Origin of the sequence: Desulfopila aestuarii DSM 18488 (assembly GCF_900143695.1) — a bacterium.
Classification (GTDB): domain Bacteria; phylum Desulfobacterota; class Desulfobulbia; order Desulfobulbales; family Desulfocapsaceae; genus Desulfopila; species Desulfopila aestuarii.
The window spans coordinates 1-17,537 of record NZ_FRFE01000006.1; the positions used below are offsets into that span (position 1 = coordinate 1).

Sequence of the window (17,537 nt, forward strand, 5' to 3'; positions counted from 1 at the left end):
TGAATGTGGTCCGGCTGCAGATGCCCTTCCAGCACTTTGCTCTCCTTCTGCCGAGCCAAATCATGCAACACCTCACCAAGGTGTTTTCTCAGCTGCCCATAAAGCGTTTTCTTTCGACACTTCGGTATCCACACGACGTGGTACTTGCATTCCCACTTCGAGTGGCTTAAACATTGTGTGTTGTTCATGAAGCCTCCTTCTCGTGACTTTGAGCGGTCCACGAGAGCGGAGGCTTCTTCATTTTGCAGGAACCGTCAAACTTTTGTAGTCCCCCGGCAAAGCCGGGGGTTTACCTAAAGGAAATTATGAAAGATTTTCGCTATCTCGAAGAAACAATTCAGCTACGACTCGATGAAAACCTCTGCACCGGTTGCGGCAATTGTGTTACCGTCTGTCCCCATCGGGTTTTCACCATGCAGGATCACAAAGCTAAAATAGACGATCGAGGTGGTTGTATGGAGTGTGGCGCCTGCAGCCTGAACTGCCCGGTGGCGGCTATCTTTGTCAATCCCGATGAAGGCTGCGGCTGTGCTACCCTTCTTATTCATAGCTGGCTGCAACGGATAACAGGCAGGAAAAGCTCGTCAGCTTGCTGCTAGCCCGAATCTCCTCACACCTGCTCAATTCCGCATATCACAATTATTTGTTGTGGCAAAAAAGGTATCAAGCTCTCTGAGAATTTGGCTCCAGATCATTTCACCGGCAGATTCCCTGTCCACAATCAAATGGCGATAAGTCATCCAACGACTGATAAATGAACTGTCGTCGGTCAAATGCACCATCCGCCAGTTATCGAGCGCCTCGTTCCTTATCAGTTGCAGAAGTCTTTTGTAACTGATCAATTCATCATCAGAGCGCATGAGGACTAGGGTCGGGATGTTGAGAATTTGAAGACTCTCGCATCTGCGAAAATCATGCTCCAATTGAAAGAGTGCCCGGTACGCTTCTGCCGTAGTACCTTCGCTGTTGGCCACGTAGCTTCTCGGAGATCGCGAAGGAAGAGAAGGTAACATCTGGCAAATTGGCAGCACGAGCCGTGTATAATGTTGAACGGCAACCGCTGGAGCAAACAGCACCTGACGGTCGAAATATTGCTTTTTATCTTTCAACTGAACCGTCAGTGCCAGCAATGCACCCATGGAAAACCCCATGAGGTATCTTGGCGTATCAGGATATGAACGTTTGAGTTCATTCACCGCCTCCCGCAATTCTTCTTCCCAGACTCCGGCATGCACAGTCTCCATGTCATGCATGTCGAGCCCTCGATGCCCTTTCAACGCCAAACGATACACATGAAGACCCTTGCGGTTCAGATAGAGAATCATCTCCTGCCAGCTTGAAGGCCGTTGATTCAAACCATGAACCAGCAGCACAACTCCGAGAACGATATCGTTTTCTGCATAAAACCACCTGCTCCACTCAGAATTTGTGGATGTAGTACCATCTATCGTTGCTGTCGTATCAGGTTCTTGTTTTAGCATTTTTTTGTCAGTGGCATTTGAGCAATTTTTGTGCTATCTTCCTCGATTTTTTTTTCGAGACATAGATTGATCAGAACGAGCACAGAGGTTTTTCAGATGATACCACACCATTCACGAATAGACGAGCCAGCCACCTGGAAGAAATTCAGCACTAAGCTTTGCCGAGATTGCCATGCCAGCTGCTGCAGTCTTCCTGTCGAAGTAAGCCCGACCGACTTAATTCGCATGGAGTTGATGGACGAATTCGAGCTTCAGGACAACATGAAATCCATTGCGAAGCGCCTCGGAAAACAAGGTGCTGTCGAACATTTTTCGCAAAAGACAAAAATGTTCACCCTGACCCGTTTAGCAAACGGTGACTGTCTCTATCTTGACCGCTCTAGTCGTCAGTGCACAATATATGAGAAACGTCCAGACACCTGCAGAAATCATCCTAAGATTGGACCACGCTCAGGTTTTTGTGCCTATACCCCCAAGAAGTCCTGACGTAACCAGTGAAACGCTCTTTATATCTGTTCAGGTACACTTCAACCTGCAACGCCAAAAAAGCGGTTGCAACAAGGCCCCAAACACCTTAGGTTGTCGCTGTAACGTTATCTGAACAGCTTCCTCCCACTACTGCATGAGGCCGCCTTATGACCCAGGAACCCAAAACAAACGATGAACTCACTGAACAGGAACTCGACAACCTGGATGCAAACCTTCTCGAAATCGAACTCCTCTATAAGAGCCGTTGCGTAAGTGCGCCGAACGGTTCCAATGTCGTTGTCCGCGAAATAGAAAAAAACGACAAATAGAAATGCCCATTTTGCGCCCCCTTCCAATCGCCAGATGATCCGCCGCTTACGCCTGTTCTGTATTATACTCTTCTTAGGCACGGCAGCGGACCAACTCACCAAAGCACTGGCGCATTATTATCTTGCCGGCAACGACCCTATCCTGACTCTTTGGGGTTGCCTTGAGTTTCGTTATATAGAAAATTTTTCTGGTTTTCTTGGATATTTAAGCTTCCTACCAAACTCCGTTCGCCTGCCATTACTGACAATAGGCGTAGCAATTGTCCTCATCATTTTCGCCTGCATCCTTATTCGCCAGCAAAAGATCGCTTTGGCCCAGTCAGTCGCCGGTTTCTTTGTACTGGCCGGAGGAGTTGGCAATCTCATTGACCGTCTCCACAATAGCGGCGGCGTAATCGACTTTATGGTCATCGGTATTGGCACCTTTCGCACCGGTGTCTTCAATCTTGGAGATCTCTATATTCTCGCAGGATCTTTTTATCTTGGTTGCTCACTCGCCAATCTTCACAATCCTTTGGCCAGACCATCATCACGCTGCTGATTCACCATTGGCGGTCGCCCTTGCTTTCCTGAAAGCATGTGATATTGTTTTCATTGTATTTCGATCGTCTTAATTTCCCTGCAAGTAACTTCCACACTTCCCCCAACGAGGTATGGCATGAATCCGTTAGATTTCAAGGATACGATAGAGCTTCGCAGAACGCGCACCACAATTCTCAATGCAGGAACTCCGGAATCAAAAAGAGAAGAAATCCTCCGCTACTTCCACGCCACCTATTCCATTGATGAGCAGCTCTACGACACACTCATCCGCGATGAAGCGTTCTACCTGCGACCGGAACCGCTTCGGCACCCGTTAATTTTTTATCTCGGCCACACCGCTGCCTTTTATATCAACAAACTTTCTATCGCCAAACTGATCGACCACCGCATTAACCACCGGTTCGAATCAATGTTCGCCATTGGGGTGGATGAAATGAGCTGGGATGACCTCAACGATGCCCATTACGACTGGCCAACTGTAAGCGAAGTCAGAGCCTATCGGCAGCAGGTTCGGGAAGAAGTCGATAGTCTCATACGCAGCTTGCCACTAACCCTGCCAATCACCTGGGACAGCCCATTCTGGGCTATCATGATGGGTATCGAACACCAGCGAATTCATTTGGAAACATCTTCGGTTATCATCCGCCGACTGCCCATTCACGAAGTTCAGGAGCTACCTCTCTGGCCCATTTGTCCTGACAGCGGCGAACCTCCGCCAAACAGCCTATTACCAGTGAAAGGGGGGCAAGTGTCTCTCGGCAAAGAGAAGACACATCCCCTTTATGGCTGGGATAACGAATTCGGCACTCACACCGCCACTATTCTAGATTTCAAGGCCGCACAGTATCTGGTATCCAACCGTGAGTTCCTCGAATTTGTGAGAGACGAAGGCTATCACAACAGTCAATGGTGGACAGCCGAAGGTTGGAATTGGGTCACATATTCAAAAAGTGAACATCCACTCTTCTGGATTAATAACAATGGAAGCTATCAGTTCCGCACCATGGCAAAAATTATCGATATGCCCTGGAACTGGCCGGTGGAAGTGAATTATCTCGAAGCAAAAGCCTTTTGTAACTGGAAAGCAGCCAAAACCGATCTTCCTATTCGATTGCCGTCTGAAGATGAGTGGTATCGTTTACGTGATATCCATGATATCCCCGATCAACCCTGGTGGCAAACAGCACCCGGCAATATCAATCTTGAACACTGGGCTTCATCCTGCCCGATAGACCAATTTCGGTTTGGTAATTTTTACGATATCATCGGCAACGTCTGGCAGTGGACGGAAACACCGATCTCAGGTTTTGAAGGATTTGAGGTTCATCCTTTTTACGATGATTTTTCCACTCCCACCTTCGATACCCAGCATAATCTGATAAAAGGCGGTTCATGGATTTCTACTGGCAACGAAGCAACCCGTGACAGCCGATATGCTTTCCGACGCCATTTCTTCCAACATGCAGGTTTTCGCTATGTTGAATCCTCGCAACCACTTGCCGAACCACAGGCTATGTATGAGACTGATCAGGCCGTTTCACAGTATTGCGATCTCCATTTCGGTCCAGACCATTTCGGAGTCGAATCATTTCCAGTTCAATGCGCCAGGATATGTCTTGAACACATGGCAGGTCGACCTAAGACGAAAGCGTTGGAACTTGGCTGTTCTGTGGGTCGTGCATCGTTTGAACTGGCCAAAGAGTTCGATACGGTACACGGCCTCGACTTTTCCGCCAGATTTATCAAGATTGCGTTTCAACTGCAGGAAAAAGGCTATATACGTTACGAACTCTGTGAGGAAGGTGATATTGTCAGCTATCACGAGCACAGTCTTGCAGAATACGGCCTTGACCAATTTCGCGGCAAAGTTGCCTTTCATCAGGCCGATGCCGCCAACCTTAAGGATGTCTTCACCGGGTATGATCTTGTATTCGCTGGCAACCTCATCGACCGAATGGTCAATCCCGCTAGATTTTTGAGCACCATCCACGAACGACTTAATCCTGGAGGCCTTTTGGTTCTGGCCTCCCCATACACCTGGCTTGAATCCTTTACCAAAAAAGATAAATGGATTGGCGGTTTTCGAAAAGACGGCGAACCCTTTAGCACCCTTGAGGGTCTGACAGAAATTTTACAACCGCACTTCAAACGAATAGCGGAACCACGGGATGTTGAATTTGTCATCCGCGAGACACGGCGCAAATTCCAGCATTCACTCAGCCAACTCACAATCTGGGAAAAAAGGATATAAACGCGTTTGTAAATTTTGTTGCCACCATCCCATCAACACATCGATACAGGCATTATAGGGGGTGCCAGAGTATTTCAGAAGAAGACGAGGCCACCTCTCGCTGGCTTTTGTCTATGGTGAATTGTTTCGATAATCTATTGACCTTTTAAGGATATTGTGGAAACAGGTGTGTCAGGACGCACCTTGCTCAATCAACACACATTTTTTCTGCTTTCATAACGGAATACGTACTTCATGAATACTAACCAAACGGTTTCCCTTTTTATTCAATGCCTTGTCGACTCGATGTACCCTGAGGTCGGAGATGGAATGATCACCATCTTTGACCGGCTTGGAATCCCGGTCGATTACCCGGAAGGCCAGACCTGCTGCGGCCAGCCTGCATTTAACTCTGGTTATCGCAATGAAGCTGCAGCAGCGGCCAGGCGCTTCATTGAACTTTTCGAGCCTTCTGAGGTCGTCGTCTGTCCTTCAGGCTCCTGTGTCCACATGGTGCGCCACCACTACCCGGCCCTCTTTGCCAATGACCCTGAAATGCAGAAAAGGGCGCATGCTATCGGTCGCAAAACATTTGAGCTCACCGAGTATCTGGTTGACTGCCTGGGCCTTGAAACGATGCATGCCACTTTTCCTCATAGTGTCACCTATCATGATTCCTGCCATCTGAGTCGTGGACTTGGTATTGCCAAGCAGCCACGTCTTCTTTTACAGAACACAGCAGGACTTGAATTCATCGAGATGGTCGACAGCGATACCTGTTGTGGCTTTGGAGGCACTTTTGCTATTAATTATCCTGAAATTTCCACCGCTATGGTTGATGAAAAGATTGAGAATATCCTTTCCAGCGGTGCCGAAGTGGTTACCGGTTGCGACATCAGTTGCCTCATGAACATTCAAGGCAGACTTTCCAGAAGAAAAGAAAATGTCAGGGTTATGCATATTGCAGAAATTCTTGCAGGAACAGGAGTCGCAGAATGAAACCATCAACTATATCCTATACAGATGGGGCCAAAGCCGGACTCGCCAATGCGACCCTGCAAAAAAGTCTGAAAAAAATCCAAAACGGTTTCGGCAAAAAGGCTATGCGTCATTGGCAGACCATGACCGATAGCGATTTGCGTCCGCGTGCGAAAGCACGCCGCATGCAGACCCTTGAACACCTTGATATTGTCCTTGCTGAGCTTGCAGAAAAGATTCGCGAACATGGAGGACATGTCTATTTTGCCGCAACCGCAGAAGACGCCGTCCGTTATACCTTGCAGGTTGCTGAGCGTAACAAGGTCAATAAGGTGGTAAAGGGCAAATCGATGACCTCAGCTGAAATAGGCATTGACCCAGCCCTTCAAAACGCCGGCATAGAGGTCGTTGAAACAGACCTCGGCGAATATATCATCCAACTTGCCGAGGATGCACCATCGCATATCATCGCTCCCTGCATCCATATGGACCGCTTCCAGATCGGCAAACTTTTCACCGACAAGCTCGGTCACGAATACTCCGATGACCCGCCGACACTCACCCGCATGGCCAGGAAATCACTGCGCGAAAAACTTCTCAGTGCGGATATGGGTATCACTGGTTGCAACATTGCCTGTGCCGAAACCGGTCAGATTTCTCTGGTCTCCAACGAAGGCAACATCAGGATGTCCACAACCATGCCCCGAGTGCATGTCGCGTTGATGGGCATGGAACGGATTGCCGCCACCTTTGATGAGCATCGTGAGTTGTTACAGTTATTGATCACCGGTGCGACCGTACAGAAACTGTCCACCTATGTCAGCTTCGTCGGTGGCCCCCGTCACGAGGGCGATCCTGACGGCCCGGAAGAGTTTCACCTTATCGTAATTGACAATGGTCGTTCGAAAATCCTTGCAGATCCTGAATTTCGTGAAGTTCTCGCCTGCATTCGCTGCGGCGCCTGCCTCAACATCTGCCCTGTCTACGGCCGCATCGGCGGACATGCCTATAATTCCCATTACTGTGGCCCCATCGGTGCGGTGGTCACCCCGCTACTCAACGGGATCAATGATCACGCGGATCTGTGTAAGGGAGAAACACTCTGTGGTGCCTGCAAAGATGTCTGTCCGGTGGAAAACGATTTGCCCCGCATGCTGAGTGCACTGCGCCATAAGCTGGCCTATGGCGATAAATATTGGCAGGTAAAACCATACAACAGGATAGAGGCAGCCGGGTTCAAAGGTTGGCGTAAAGCAATAAGCAGTCGCAAAGCCTATAATATGCTGCTTAAAGTTGGTCGGTTTCTGCAAAAAGGGCGTATAGCCGAAAACGGAATGATCTCCTCTATGCCAGGCCCGGCCGGCAAGTGGACCAGGGATCGTGATCTGAAACCTCTTGCCACAGAAACATTTACAGAACGCTGGCGCAAACACCATTCATCACGAAAGATGGAGGAGAAATCATGATAGACTCGACTACCGCTCATTCAAACGAGGCAAAATTCCTTCATACGGTTCGTGAATCCCTTGTACCAGGTGCAAAAGAAGTTCGGCAAAAGAAGGATTTCCTTCACATCTTTCAAAAAACAGACTGTCTCCAAAGTGTTGAGCGGATACAACAGCGGAACGATCTCGACTTTGTGAATCTTATCGCCTCATTTAAAGAAAATTGCACTCCGTTGAACCTGGGTGTTCATCGGGTTCGTAACCTCTACGAAGCAGGCGAGTGGATCACCCAGTTTGCCCGTTCTGCCGAACCCGAATTTGATATTGAAAAACATATCATCCAACATGCACATCCCGACACTCATGAGTTACAGCTTTGGAAACGATTGGCTAATGACCCGATCACCGTTCATACCACCTTTACCGAAGATACGGAAATCGCTGAAAAGACCAGAGCATCATTTATTGGAATTACGGTTGCAGATTGGGGCATCGCCGAATCAGCTACTCTTGTCCAGGTAACTGCCCCCTCAAGGCCTCGCTCCACCTCTCTTGTGCCATCCATCCATATCGGCATTTTGCGAAAAAACCGATTACTGGCCAATCTCGCCGAGGCCTATGCAATGCTTCAACACAACGGAATAAACAGCTCGTTCACTTTTATTTCCGGGCCATCGAAAACTGGCGATATCGAGGCTCATATGGTTCATGGTGCCCATGGTCCCAGAGAAATGCATGTCCTGATTGTTGAATAGCACGCTAATACCGGTTTTTGTTTCCATCGTTTTTTATCGCCATAGAGAACATGTAAAATATTTCCGATTATCGGCTATTACTTCTCATTGAACGTACATGAAAAACCCGTCCTCAAAAAAGCTCTTTGCCGCGAAGTTGTCCATCAGCACCGCTGTCAGTCTTTCCTTGATGAAATTCATTGTCGGCCTTCTCACCGGTTCCATGGCTGTTCTTTCTTCGGCCATTGACTCCATGCTGGATATCCTCATGTCCGGTGTCAATTTCCTGGCGATTCGCCATGCTGAGCAGCCAGCTGATGACGACCATGCCTATGGACACGGAAAATTTGAAACCATGGCTGCGCTCATTCAGGCTCTTGTGATTGGCGGATCAGGTGTCTGGATTCTGATAGAATCTGTTCGCCGTCTTATCAGCGGCAGCACTCCGAGCAAATTAGGCAGCGGGATGATTGTTCTGATAGTTTCGGTGATCGCCTCCTGGCTGATCAGCCGGTATCTGGTAAAAGTCGCCAAAGAAACAGACTCTGCAGCGCTCAGGGCCGATTCTCTCCATTTTGCCATGGATGTTTATACCAACATCGCGCTTGCAGCTGGTCTTTTGGTTATCCATTTTTTTCATCTCCCTTGGCTCGACCCTCTACTGTCCCTATTTGTTGGCGGTTATATTCTATACGAAGCGATCAAATTGGCCCGTCACGCGATGTATGACGTTCTTGACACACAACTCCCGGAAGACCTTCGTAAAAAGATTGAGAAGGCAATAGAGATCCATGGTGGCGATATGCTGAGCTGCCACAACTTGCGAACGAGAAAATCAGGTTCTCGAAAGATTATCGATTTTCATCTGACTGTGTGCAAAAATCTTACCGTCGATGAATCCCACAGAATAACAGAACTCCTCGAAGATCAGATTGAAGCCGAACTGAACAACGCCGACATCACTATCCATGTCGAGCCCTGCCACCGGCATGATTGCCCGGAAAACCCAAATTCATGTGAAGCACAGATTATCCATTCTGTCATCGGAAACAAATAAGGCATCCTCTCTTACAGGATACCCCAGATAACCTTTTCTCACATTCTGCCGCTATCATCTTTATCGATTCCTCACCTCCTGCAAAAATTCTCCACCTGCTGCCAGACTCAATAGACAAGTCAGGCTTTCACCCATATACTTGAATGTGAGTTTAACGTTCTCTATTCATGTAACGCTCCTCAATATTCCCGGAAACATCAGGGATCGTGTGCGATTCAATCTCAATAACCTATCGCACGTTTCACCGACCGATCCCAAGCTTCATCGGGTATATTGGCGACCCTACATTTCGTTCGTATGGAGCAGATACAGTGAAAAACAATGCCAGTCTCTACACAGCACTTTTACGTAATTACATCCTCATCGGTGTTGTGCCGCTGCTTGTTCTTGGTATTACCTGCCAACAGCTCCTCACACACAATCTTTCCAAAGAGATCACTACCAAGAATCATTTACTCGCAACTTCTCTCGTGAGCGAAATAGAAACGTTTCTACAAGAACCACTCTTTCTGATGCGCCAGGTTCAGGCTGTGCTTTCAACAAACGCCCGCTTTTCACCAGAGACTATTTCACCTTACCTCGATTCAGTGATCAGCGATCATCCATTCTTTGAGATGATTCAGTATCTGGACAATAATGGGAAAGTTGTCTTTGTATCGCCTTCTGATGAAGCATCTATTGGTGCTGACATGTCCCGTCAACCCATCTTTATCTCGTCTGACCGGAACAATGGGCCCCACTGGTCTCAAACCTTCATATCTACGATATCAGGTGCTCCGTCACTAACGATTTCGATTCCATCCAACGAAGGGATAGCTGTCGGCTATCTCAACCTTGCGACCATATCCACCATTGTTGGCAGAATGAGTAATGAGCATCAATTGACCCTCATCACTGATGATAAGGGAACCGTAATAGATGACCTCATTCCTGAACCTGTTCAGCAGAGAACCAACCTTCAAAACATTGCATCGGCCTGGCAAGGCCTGAAAAGTACCACGGGAACATTTTCAGTAGTGCTACAAGACACTGAAATGCTCACAAGTGTAGTTCCGGTGCCACTCACTGGCTGGCAACTTATTTACCTTCGGCACCAGAACGATGCGTTTATCTCTGTCACCCGCATGAACGTTACTCTCGTCATCGGTATACTGCTCACTGCACTGGTAGCTCTATTCGTCGCAATTATCGCAACGAAATTTACTCTACGCCCACTCCACTCCTTAATACAAGATGTCCAACGAGTGACGGATGGCAATTACACACTTTCGAGTGCCTCAGATGGATATCGTGAATTTCAACAGTTACGAGAAAATTTCACCTCCATGACGGAAACAATAAAGATGCGTGAACAGAATATCCTCAGTAGTGAGCGACAATATCGTAACCTGATAGAGGTTATTCCCAATGGCATTCAAGAATCAAATCTGCATGGTCGTATCACTTTTACCAACAGTGCATATGACAGAATTTTCGAATGTGAAAATGGTGCAGCCATCGGACGAACTATTTGGGACAATGCCATCAACGAAGAGAAAAAACGTGCACTCCAGAGTTATCTCAACCATCTCATTGAAAAACAGCCTCCCCCAACACCTTTTTTCACTCAAACGTTAACTGACAAAGGAAATATCATCGATGTAGAGGTAGATTGACAATATGACCGCGACGCTGAGGGAAAGCTCACGGGGTTTATTTCGGTTATCACAGACATCACCCAACAGAAAAAGCTCGAAGAAAATCTTAGACAATCGCAAAAAATGGAGGCGATCGGCACTCTTGCAGGAGGCATTGCGCATGATTTCAACAATATACTTTCAGCAATCCTTGGTTTTAGCCAGATAGTTCTCGACAGCCTCCCTCCTGACAGTACGGTGTACGCGGAACAGCAACAGATTATAAAGGCTTCACTCCGCGCCAAGGATCTTGTTCAACACCTGCTGATATTCAGTCGTAAACAGGAACATCAGAAATCGGCTGTCATCATCGGACATGTCATGACCGAAGCAATCCAGCTGCTGCGCGCCTCTCTACCTTCCACTATCAATTTCGAAATCACCCTCAATCATAAGACTGGGATAATACTTGCCGATGCCACCCAGATACACCAGGTCATCATAAATATCTGCACAAATGCAGCCCACGCCATGGAAATGAATGGAGGTACCCTTTCTGTTTCTTTGGATAAACGGCAATTTTCTGAAAGGGATCAGGATAAACCCGTAGAAATCCCCCCTGGTGAATATGCGTGCATCATTGTCAGCGATACCGGCAAGGGCATAGATCCCCTTCATCTTCGCCGGATCTATGAACCGTTTTTCACCACTAAACCAACTGGTAAAGGAACAGGCATGGGCCTGGCGGTAGTACACGGCATTGTCACCAGTCACGGTGGTGCAATTGATGTACAAACAGTTATTGGACAGGGAACCACCTTTCGAATCTATTTCCCGCTGATCAATATGGAGGCCACTACAGAACCGAAACCAGAATCAATCCCATCCGGCAACAAAGAACACATTCTCATTGTTGACGATGAAGAAGCTATAGCCATGTTTACCTCGACCATGCTCAAGCGTAACGGTTATATAACCACAGCAATTAGCGACAGCCGCGAAGCTTTGAAAATATTCAAACAGAATCCCGAAACATTTGATCTGCTTATCACCGACCAGACCATGCCGGCCATGACAGGATTTGAACTCGCCAAGGCCGTTCTTGCCATTCGATCCGATATTCCTATTCTGCTCTGTACCGGATTCAGCTCAGTTGTATCGGGTGAAAAGGCGCTTCAGGCAGGAATCTCCGACTTTATCATGAAACCGATCACCAAACAGGTTCTTTTCCAGAAGGTAGAACTACTACTGAGAAAAAATCAGCAGAATCCAAAAGGGTCTCTATAGAATTTCCATCTTTCCCGCCTGCTTTAGAAATGATGTAAAACCTTGTTAATCCTTGTCAAACATCATGTTGACCGGTCGCCTATTCCTGTATTTAGTTATATTCCATATTGCTTAATTATCACGTCGGGGTATACTGCAAGGTAATAGTATCTATGGACAAAGGCCACGTACCACGTTGTGGCTGTTGTCCGCGGAAGAAACTTCGGAACCCCTTGAAAACCATAGGATGGTTCCTGGTTGTCACTTTCCTTGAGAACAGTTCAAGGCGGGTATTGTTTTCAGATTGCAGAAGGAGAAGACCATGATCAAAAAGAAGTTATTGAAGACAGCGCTGTGTTCCCTGACCACAGCCTGCCTGCTCCTGCCTGTTGCAGCCATGGCAGAAGGAGAAAAACCGAAGGTATTGAAACCCTGTATGCAGTGTCACAAAGGCGATCCCGCCGACACAATCCGCGGGAAACTGAGCAGTGTTTCGATGAAGGCTGAAACTCTGAGTGTCAGCACTGGAAACGCAACCTGGCTCGTGGGTTTTGATGACGAAACGGCACTTCAAGGCGCAGAATCCCTGGACAAAATCGACATCGAGCATGAAGTAAGTGTCAAGTTCATTGAAGAAGATGGGCAGCTCTTTGCCAAGGCAGTGAACGTCAAACCGCCCACCAAGCTTGACCCGAAACAACTTATCAAGATCGATACCCTCGCCCCGTTAGTTGAAAAGGGACCGGATGCAGGCAAATTTACTATTGTCGACGCCCGGCCCGGTAAACTCTTTCTGGAAGGCCACATCCCCGGCGCAATCTCAATTTATGACGCCCAGTTTGACGAGAACCTCGCCAAATTGCCTCAGAATAAAGACCAACTCCTAGTATTTTATTGCGGAGGGCCTACCTGACGCCTTAGTCCCTCTTCCGCCCGGCGGGCGGAAAAACTTGGTTACACCAACGTCAAGGTTTTCCTTGATGGCCTTCCTGAATGGAAAAAGAATAAAAAACCGCTTTTTTCTTCGGCGAAATATGTCAAAGAGATGTCGGCTTTTAAAAACTCCGTTGTGGTCGTGGACATTCGCCCCGATTCAGACGTGAAAACTGCCCATATCGATGGCGCGACGGCTATTTCCGCTGAGAAGCTTGCGTCTATGCAGGAGAAATTCCCCAGCAAGAAAACCGCACCGGTGGTCATTGTTGCCGCAGACGACAAAGCAGCTCTTGAAGCATTCACTACTGTTCGAGGTTGGGGTTACAAGAACGCTTCCATATTGCAGGGTGGTGTAAAAGGCTGGCAAAAAGCAGGATTTGCTACCATTGCAGGTCCAGCAGCTACAGATATCGTTTATGTTCCTAAGCCGATTCCAGGAGCAATGAGTGCTGAGGATTTCAAAACAATCCTTGCTCAAAAAGCAGATAACACCATCATTGTTGACGTACGTACAGAAGAAGAAGCAGAGACTGGAACAATCGCTGGAGCCATGAACATCCCCACAGATGAAATTGCTGAAAGAGTCGGCGAGATACCAAAAGACAAATCGATCATCACCTACTGTTCAACCGGTATCCGCGCAGAAATGGCCTATATCGCACTCAAGGAAAAAGGATATAACGCCAAATTCCTGAATGCAAAAACTGACTTTGCTGACGGCAAGTACACAATCAGCGAGAATTAACCCGGATTTGGCGCATCGTTAGCCATCTGCCATACGGTGCCCACCTATACAATTCAAACACAAAAAGGCCGCAACCGGATAATCCGGTAGCGGCCTTTTTGTTTGCTGCGTGGTTCGTTCGTTTACTACCTGGCCAGATGTATCTTGGCTGAACGAACAGTGTTCTTCATCAACATGGCGATGGTCATCGGACCAACTCCACCAGGAACCGGTGTAATCTTACCGGCTATCTCGGCAGCTTTCTCGTAATCGACGTCGCCACGGAGAATTGCCTTGCCGGTTGCCTCGTTCATGCCAACGCGGTTTACACCGACATCAATAACAGTTGAGCCTGGCTTAATCCATTCCGGTTTCACCAGGTTGGGGACACCAGCAGCCACGATCAGAATGTCAGCGCGCTTACAGTGAGAAGCCAGATCCTTCGTGCGGGTATGGACGATCGTTACAGTAGAGTTGGCGCCAACACCCTTCTGGGCCATCATAATGGCGATGGGCTTGCCAACAATATTGGAGCGACCGACAACTACAACTTCTGCACCCGAAGTTTCGGTACCGGAACGTACGATCATCTCCTGGATACCTGCCGGGGTACACGGTGGGAAGAGAACTTCATCGCCGCCAATCATCAACCGACCAACGTTGACCGGATGGAAACCGTCAACATCCTTGTCAGGATTAATGGCATTCAACACCTTCTTATCGTCGATATGCTTGGGCAGCGGCAGCTGAACGAGAATACCGTGGATATCAGGATCAGTGTTGTATTTTTCGATCAGGGCGAGGAGATCAGCCTCGGAAATATCATCCGGCTGGTTGTCCTGAATCTCATGGAAACCAAGGCTCTCAGCAGTCTGCACTTTGAGGGTAACATAGCTGATGGAAGCCGGGTTGGCACCGACGAGAATGGTGACCAGCCCAGGAGGCTTGCCATACTTCTCCTTGATCTGCTTCACCTCTTCCGTCAACTCTGCCAGTATTGCCTTACGTATCTGGGTACCGCTGATGATTTCTGCTGTCATTGACACATCTCCTTTTCAACTGCACTCGTTTGGGCGCAAGTATATTCGCACTTCTTCAATCTGCGCAATCCCCATAAACAAAAACGACCCGCCCTGTAATCAGGACGGGCCGTTTGGCTATAGGGCTCTTAGAAAACGCCTTTAACCTTACCGGTCTCAACGTCGACATCAACACGTTTGAAGGCCGGGTTGGAGCTGGTGCCAGGCATCAGGCTGATAGCACCTGCAACAGGAACGATGAATCCAGCACCACCATAGGTAAGTACCTCACGGATGGAGAGACGCCATCCCTTCGGAACACCTTTCAGTGTAGGATTGTCGGAAAGCGACAGATGGGTTTTGACCATACAGAGTGCCAGTTTCGAGAGCTCAGGGTCTTTCTGAATTCTTTCGATGGCGGTATTGGCTGCAGCAGAATAATCAACGCCGTCAGCGCCATATACTTCCTTGGCAATCTTCTCGATACGATCTTTGATTGGTTCATCAAGTTCATAGAGAAGCTTGAATTCGGTTTTTTCTTCGCAAGCTTCGATAACCGCATCAGCAAACTCCAAAGCACCCTCGCCACCATGCTCCCAGTGACGAGAAAGAGCAACTTTTGCTCCTGCAGCTTCTGCAAGCTCACGTACTTTTGCGATTTCAGCATCTGTGTCAGTGTAGAATGCGTTGATACAGACTACCGGGCTGATTCCAGCTTTACGAACAGTGTTAATGTGATGGATCAAGTTAGCACAACCCTTGGCTACCCATTCAACATTCTCTGTACTGTATTCAACCGGCATCGGCTTACCAGGAACAGGTACAGGGGCTCCACCGTGGCACTTAAGGGCACGAATGGTGGCAACAACAACTGCGCAATCAGGGATAAGGCCGCTGTAGCGACACTTGATATTCCAGAATTTCTCAAAGCCGATGTCTGCACCAAAACCTGACTCGGTGACGTGATAATCAGCAAGCTTCAGTCCAACGCGGTCGGCGATGATGGAGCTCTGGCCAATAGCGATATTGGCAAAAGGACCGGCATGAACGATAACCGGCTGACCTTCGAGAGTCTGCATAAGGCTTGGATTAAGGGCATCTACCATCCAGGCGGTCATGGCACCAGCAACTTCAAGATCTTCTGTTGTAACCGGCTTGCCTTTTTTGGTGTAGGCAACAACGATCTTGCCCATCCGCTCACGCATATCTTTCAGATCACGAGAAACTGAAAGGATTGCCATAACCTCGGAAGATACGGCAATACCAAACTTCGATTTCATCATGAAACCGTCAGATTTGCCATTCACACCATCAATACCGATGATGATGTTCCTAAGAGCCTGGCAGCAGAAATCGATAATGAAACCCATCTCAACCCTGGTAGGATCGATATCGATACGTTTCATACCGGAAAGACGCTCAAGCTGCTCATCATCGTAGTTTCTTTCGTGCTGGAGGCGAGAAGTCAATGCAACCATTGCCAGGTTATGGGCATTCATGATGGCATTGATGTCACCGGTAAAACCAAGCGAGAACGGAGTCAGAGGAATACACTGAGCAAGACCACCACCAGCGGCAGAGCCTTTGATGTTCATAGTCGGGCCGCCGGAAGGCTGACGGATGGCTGCACAAACATTTTTGCCACGTTTACCTAATCCCTGGACAAGACCCATGGAAGATGTGGACTTTCCTTCACCCAGAGGTGTCGGGGTAATGGCTGTAACGTCAATGTACTTTCCGTTTGGTTTGTCTTTCAGACGTTTAAGAACTGCCTGAAAATCAATTTTACCAATGTAGTGACCCTGGGGCAGAAGTTCTTCTTTTGTCAGTCCCAGTTTTTCTGCAACCTGGTAAATCGTTAACATTCGTGTTTCCGCCTCTTCGGCGATTTCCCAGTCCTTGTGTTTGGTCGGATCTAATGCCATAACGATTCCTTTGATTCAGGTGAAGGTGGCAGGCAACACGGTATGGGCAATACCCTGTCACCCGGTTGAAATGCTAGCGGCCTTATTTTCCTCCAATATCCAAGCTAACCTACTCTAAATTATCACACTCTTGCAAGTTGTTTTGACAGAAAACCTATGGGATATGTTTTTTTGATTTAAGCAATCTTTCCAGTTACGTCAAAAGCTCTTAATCCTACGTTATTTCCTGTATTTTTCAGAACAATAGCGATAGCTTTACGATACATTTATACCATCAAATGTGCACTGCTGCACAAGTTGCACACAAGCTTCACCTTTCTGTTATATCGCAGAAAGAATCCACGAGGCCAAGTTTGTCAGGCTTCGAACAGTTGAGCAATGACAGTATCGATCTTTTCTATGTGAAGGCTAAATACTTCTTTCGGCCAAATGGTCGTTGACGCCTCATTGGCCGATGCGGTAAAACTTGTTTTCTGAAGTTGACAATAAAGTCAATAAGTCACAAACCACCAATCCCGTAACGAGGCAAGATATGTGCGAAATACGAGTCGTGATGGAACAGGATGGCGTCGAAGAACTCATTATGCAAAATGTAACCAAGCTTGTGGTCCATGATAGTTCGGTGGCGATCTCCTCTCTTTTTGAAGGCTCGAAAGAAATTCCAAACGCCCTTATACGCAATATAGATTTTCTGGCTGGCAAAGTGTTTCTAGAACAACGATCGTAACTCTTCTCATTCGGACCGGACAATAGACGCTCGTGGAACTTCCCGTCCGCAAATCACGT

The 17,537-nt window shown here is 47.8% G+C and carries 18 protein-coding genes and 1 pseudogene; 15 read left to right on the forward strand and 4 right to left on the reverse strand.

Annotated features, from left to right (window positions below; translation table 11 throughout):
- Positions 1–188, reverse strand: a 188-nt coding sequence (tnpA, locus tag BUF15_RS07635; protein ID WP_143170660.1) for an IS200/IS605 family transposase, incomplete at its 3' end; no start/stop codon positions are given.
- Between the two features lie 117 nt (positions 189–305).
- On the opposite strand from tnpA, the gene hgcB reads away from it, so the two are divergent.
- Positions 306–599 (forward strand): mercury methylation ferredoxin HgcB, encoded by a 294-nt coding sequence (hgcB, locus tag BUF15_RS07640; protein WP_073612885.1) that lies wholly within the window; start codon positions 306–308, stop codon positions 597–599.
- A gap of 21 nt (positions 600–620) precedes the next feature.
- Here the strand turns inward: hgcB and BUF15_RS07645 are convergent, their stop codons facing one another.
- Positions 621–1,481, reverse strand: a complete 861-nt coding sequence (locus BUF15_RS07645) for an alpha/beta hydrolase (RefSeq protein WP_084553706.1) — start codon at positions 1,479–1,481, stop codon at positions 621–623.
- Positions 1,482–1,577: 96 nt separating this feature from the next.
- Here BUF15_RS07645 and BUF15_RS28315 point away from each other — a divergent pair, with 96 nt between their 5' ends.
- The 13 genes and pseudogenes from BUF15_RS28315 (at position 1,578) to BUF15_RS28050 (ending at position 13,828) form a co-directional block, all read left to right on the forward strand.
- A complete protein-coding gene (locus tag BUF15_RS28315; RefSeq protein ID WP_073612887.1) occupies positions 1,578–1,967 on the forward strand; it encodes a YkgJ family cysteine cluster protein in 390 nt (129 codons plus the stop codon).
- A 149-nt stretch (positions 1,968–2,116) separates the two neighbouring features.
- Entirely contained in the window at positions 2,117–2,278 is a 162-nt protein-coding gene (locus BUF15_RS27040; protein WP_159441248.1) for a hypothetical protein, read from the forward strand.
- A 34-nt stretch (positions 2,279–2,312) separates the two neighbouring features.
- Positions 2,313–2,819, forward strand: a complete 507-nt coding sequence (locus BUF15_RS07655; RefSeq protein ID WP_073612888.1) for a signal peptidase II — start codon at positions 2,313–2,315, stop codon at positions 2,817–2,819.
- Between the two features lie 117 nt (positions 2,820–2,936).
- Positions 2,937–5,072, forward strand: a complete 2,136-nt coding sequence (ovoA, locus tag BUF15_RS07660) for a 5-histidylcysteine sulfoxide synthase (RefSeq protein WP_073612889.1) — start codon at positions 2,937–2,939, stop codon at positions 5,070–5,072.
- 234 nt (positions 5,073–5,306) lie between these two features.
- Positions 5,307–6,050 carry a (Fe-S)-binding protein gene (locus BUF15_RS07665; RefSeq protein WP_073612890.1) on the forward strand — a complete coding sequence of 248 codons (744 nt, stop codon included), beginning with the start codon at positions 5,307–5,309 and terminating at the stop codon, positions 6,048–6,050.
- Complete coding sequence (locus tag BUF15_RS07670) at positions 6,047–7,495, forward strand: LutB/LldF family L-lactate oxidation iron-sulfur protein (RefSeq protein WP_073612891.1); 1,449 nt, start codon at positions 6,047–6,049, stop codon at positions 7,493–7,495. Before BUF15_RS07665 ends, BUF15_RS07670 begins: the two co-directional genes overlap by 4 nt.
- On the forward strand, positions 7,492–8,229 hold the full coding sequence (locus tag BUF15_RS07675) for a LutC/YkgG family protein (protein ID WP_073612892.1): 738 nt from the start codon (positions 7,492–7,494) through the stop codon (positions 8,227–8,229). The genes BUF15_RS07670 and BUF15_RS07675 overlap by 4 nt, the downstream gene beginning before the upstream one ends.
- Before the next feature lie 97 nt (positions 8,230–8,326).
- The gene (locus tag BUF15_RS07680; protein WP_073612893.1) at positions 8,327–9,265 is read left to right on the forward strand and encodes a cation diffusion facilitator family transporter; all 939 of its coding nucleotides are present in this window, start codon (positions 8,327–8,329) and stop codon (positions 9,263–9,265) included.
- A gap of 311 nt (positions 9,266–9,576) precedes the next feature.
- A complete protein-coding gene (locus BUF15_RS07685) occupies positions 9,577–10,920 on the forward strand; it encodes a cache domain-containing protein (RefSeq protein WP_073612894.1) in 1,344 nt (447 codons plus the stop codon).
- 105 nt (positions 10,921–11,025) lie between these two features.
- Positions 11,026–12,168, forward strand: coding sequence for a response regulator (locus BUF15_RS07690; protein WP_073612895.1), 1,143 nt, complete (start codon positions 11,026–11,028; stop codon positions 12,166–12,168).
- Positions 12,169–12,469: 301 nt separating this feature from the next.
- On the forward strand, positions 12,470–13,060 hold the full coding sequence (locus BUF15_RS26555) for a rhodanese-like domain-containing protein (RefSeq protein ID WP_084553710.1): 591 nt from the start codon (positions 12,470–12,472) through the stop codon (positions 13,058–13,060).
- A 123-nt stretch (positions 13,061–13,183) separates the two neighbouring features.
- A pseudogene (locus BUF15_RS28045) lies at positions 13,184–13,444 on the forward strand (rhodanese-like domain-containing protein); the annotation flags it as partial.
- Between the two features lie 81 nt (positions 13,445–13,525).
- The gene (locus BUF15_RS28050) at positions 13,526–13,828 is read left to right on the forward strand and encodes a rhodanese-like domain-containing protein (protein WP_268753172.1); all 303 of its coding nucleotides are present in this window, start codon (positions 13,526–13,528) and stop codon (positions 13,826–13,828) included.
- A 125-nt stretch (positions 13,829–13,953) separates the two neighbouring features.
- Here the strand turns inward: BUF15_RS28050 and folD are convergent, their stop codons facing one another.
- Complete coding sequence (folD, locus tag BUF15_RS07700; protein ID WP_073612896.1) at positions 13,954–14,847, reverse strand: bifunctional methylenetetrahydrofolate dehydrogenase/methenyltetrahydrofolate cyclohydrolase FolD; 894 nt, start codon at positions 14,845–14,847, stop codon at positions 13,954–13,956.
- A gap of 128 nt (positions 14,848–14,975) precedes the next feature.
- The gene (locus BUF15_RS07705; protein WP_073612897.1) at positions 14,976–16,751 is read right to left on the reverse strand and encodes a formate--tetrahydrofolate ligase; all 1,776 of its coding nucleotides are present in this window, start codon (positions 16,749–16,751) and stop codon (positions 14,976–14,978) included.
- Between the two features lie 532 nt (positions 16,752–17,283).
- Here BUF15_RS07705 and BUF15_RS07710 point away from each other — a divergent pair.
- The gene (locus BUF15_RS07710) at positions 17,284–17,478 is read left to right on the forward strand and encodes a CooT family nickel-binding protein (RefSeq protein WP_073612898.1); all 195 of its coding nucleotides are present in this window, start codon (positions 17,284–17,286) and stop codon (positions 17,476–17,478) included.
- Positions 17,479–17,537 lie beyond the last annotated feature (59 nt).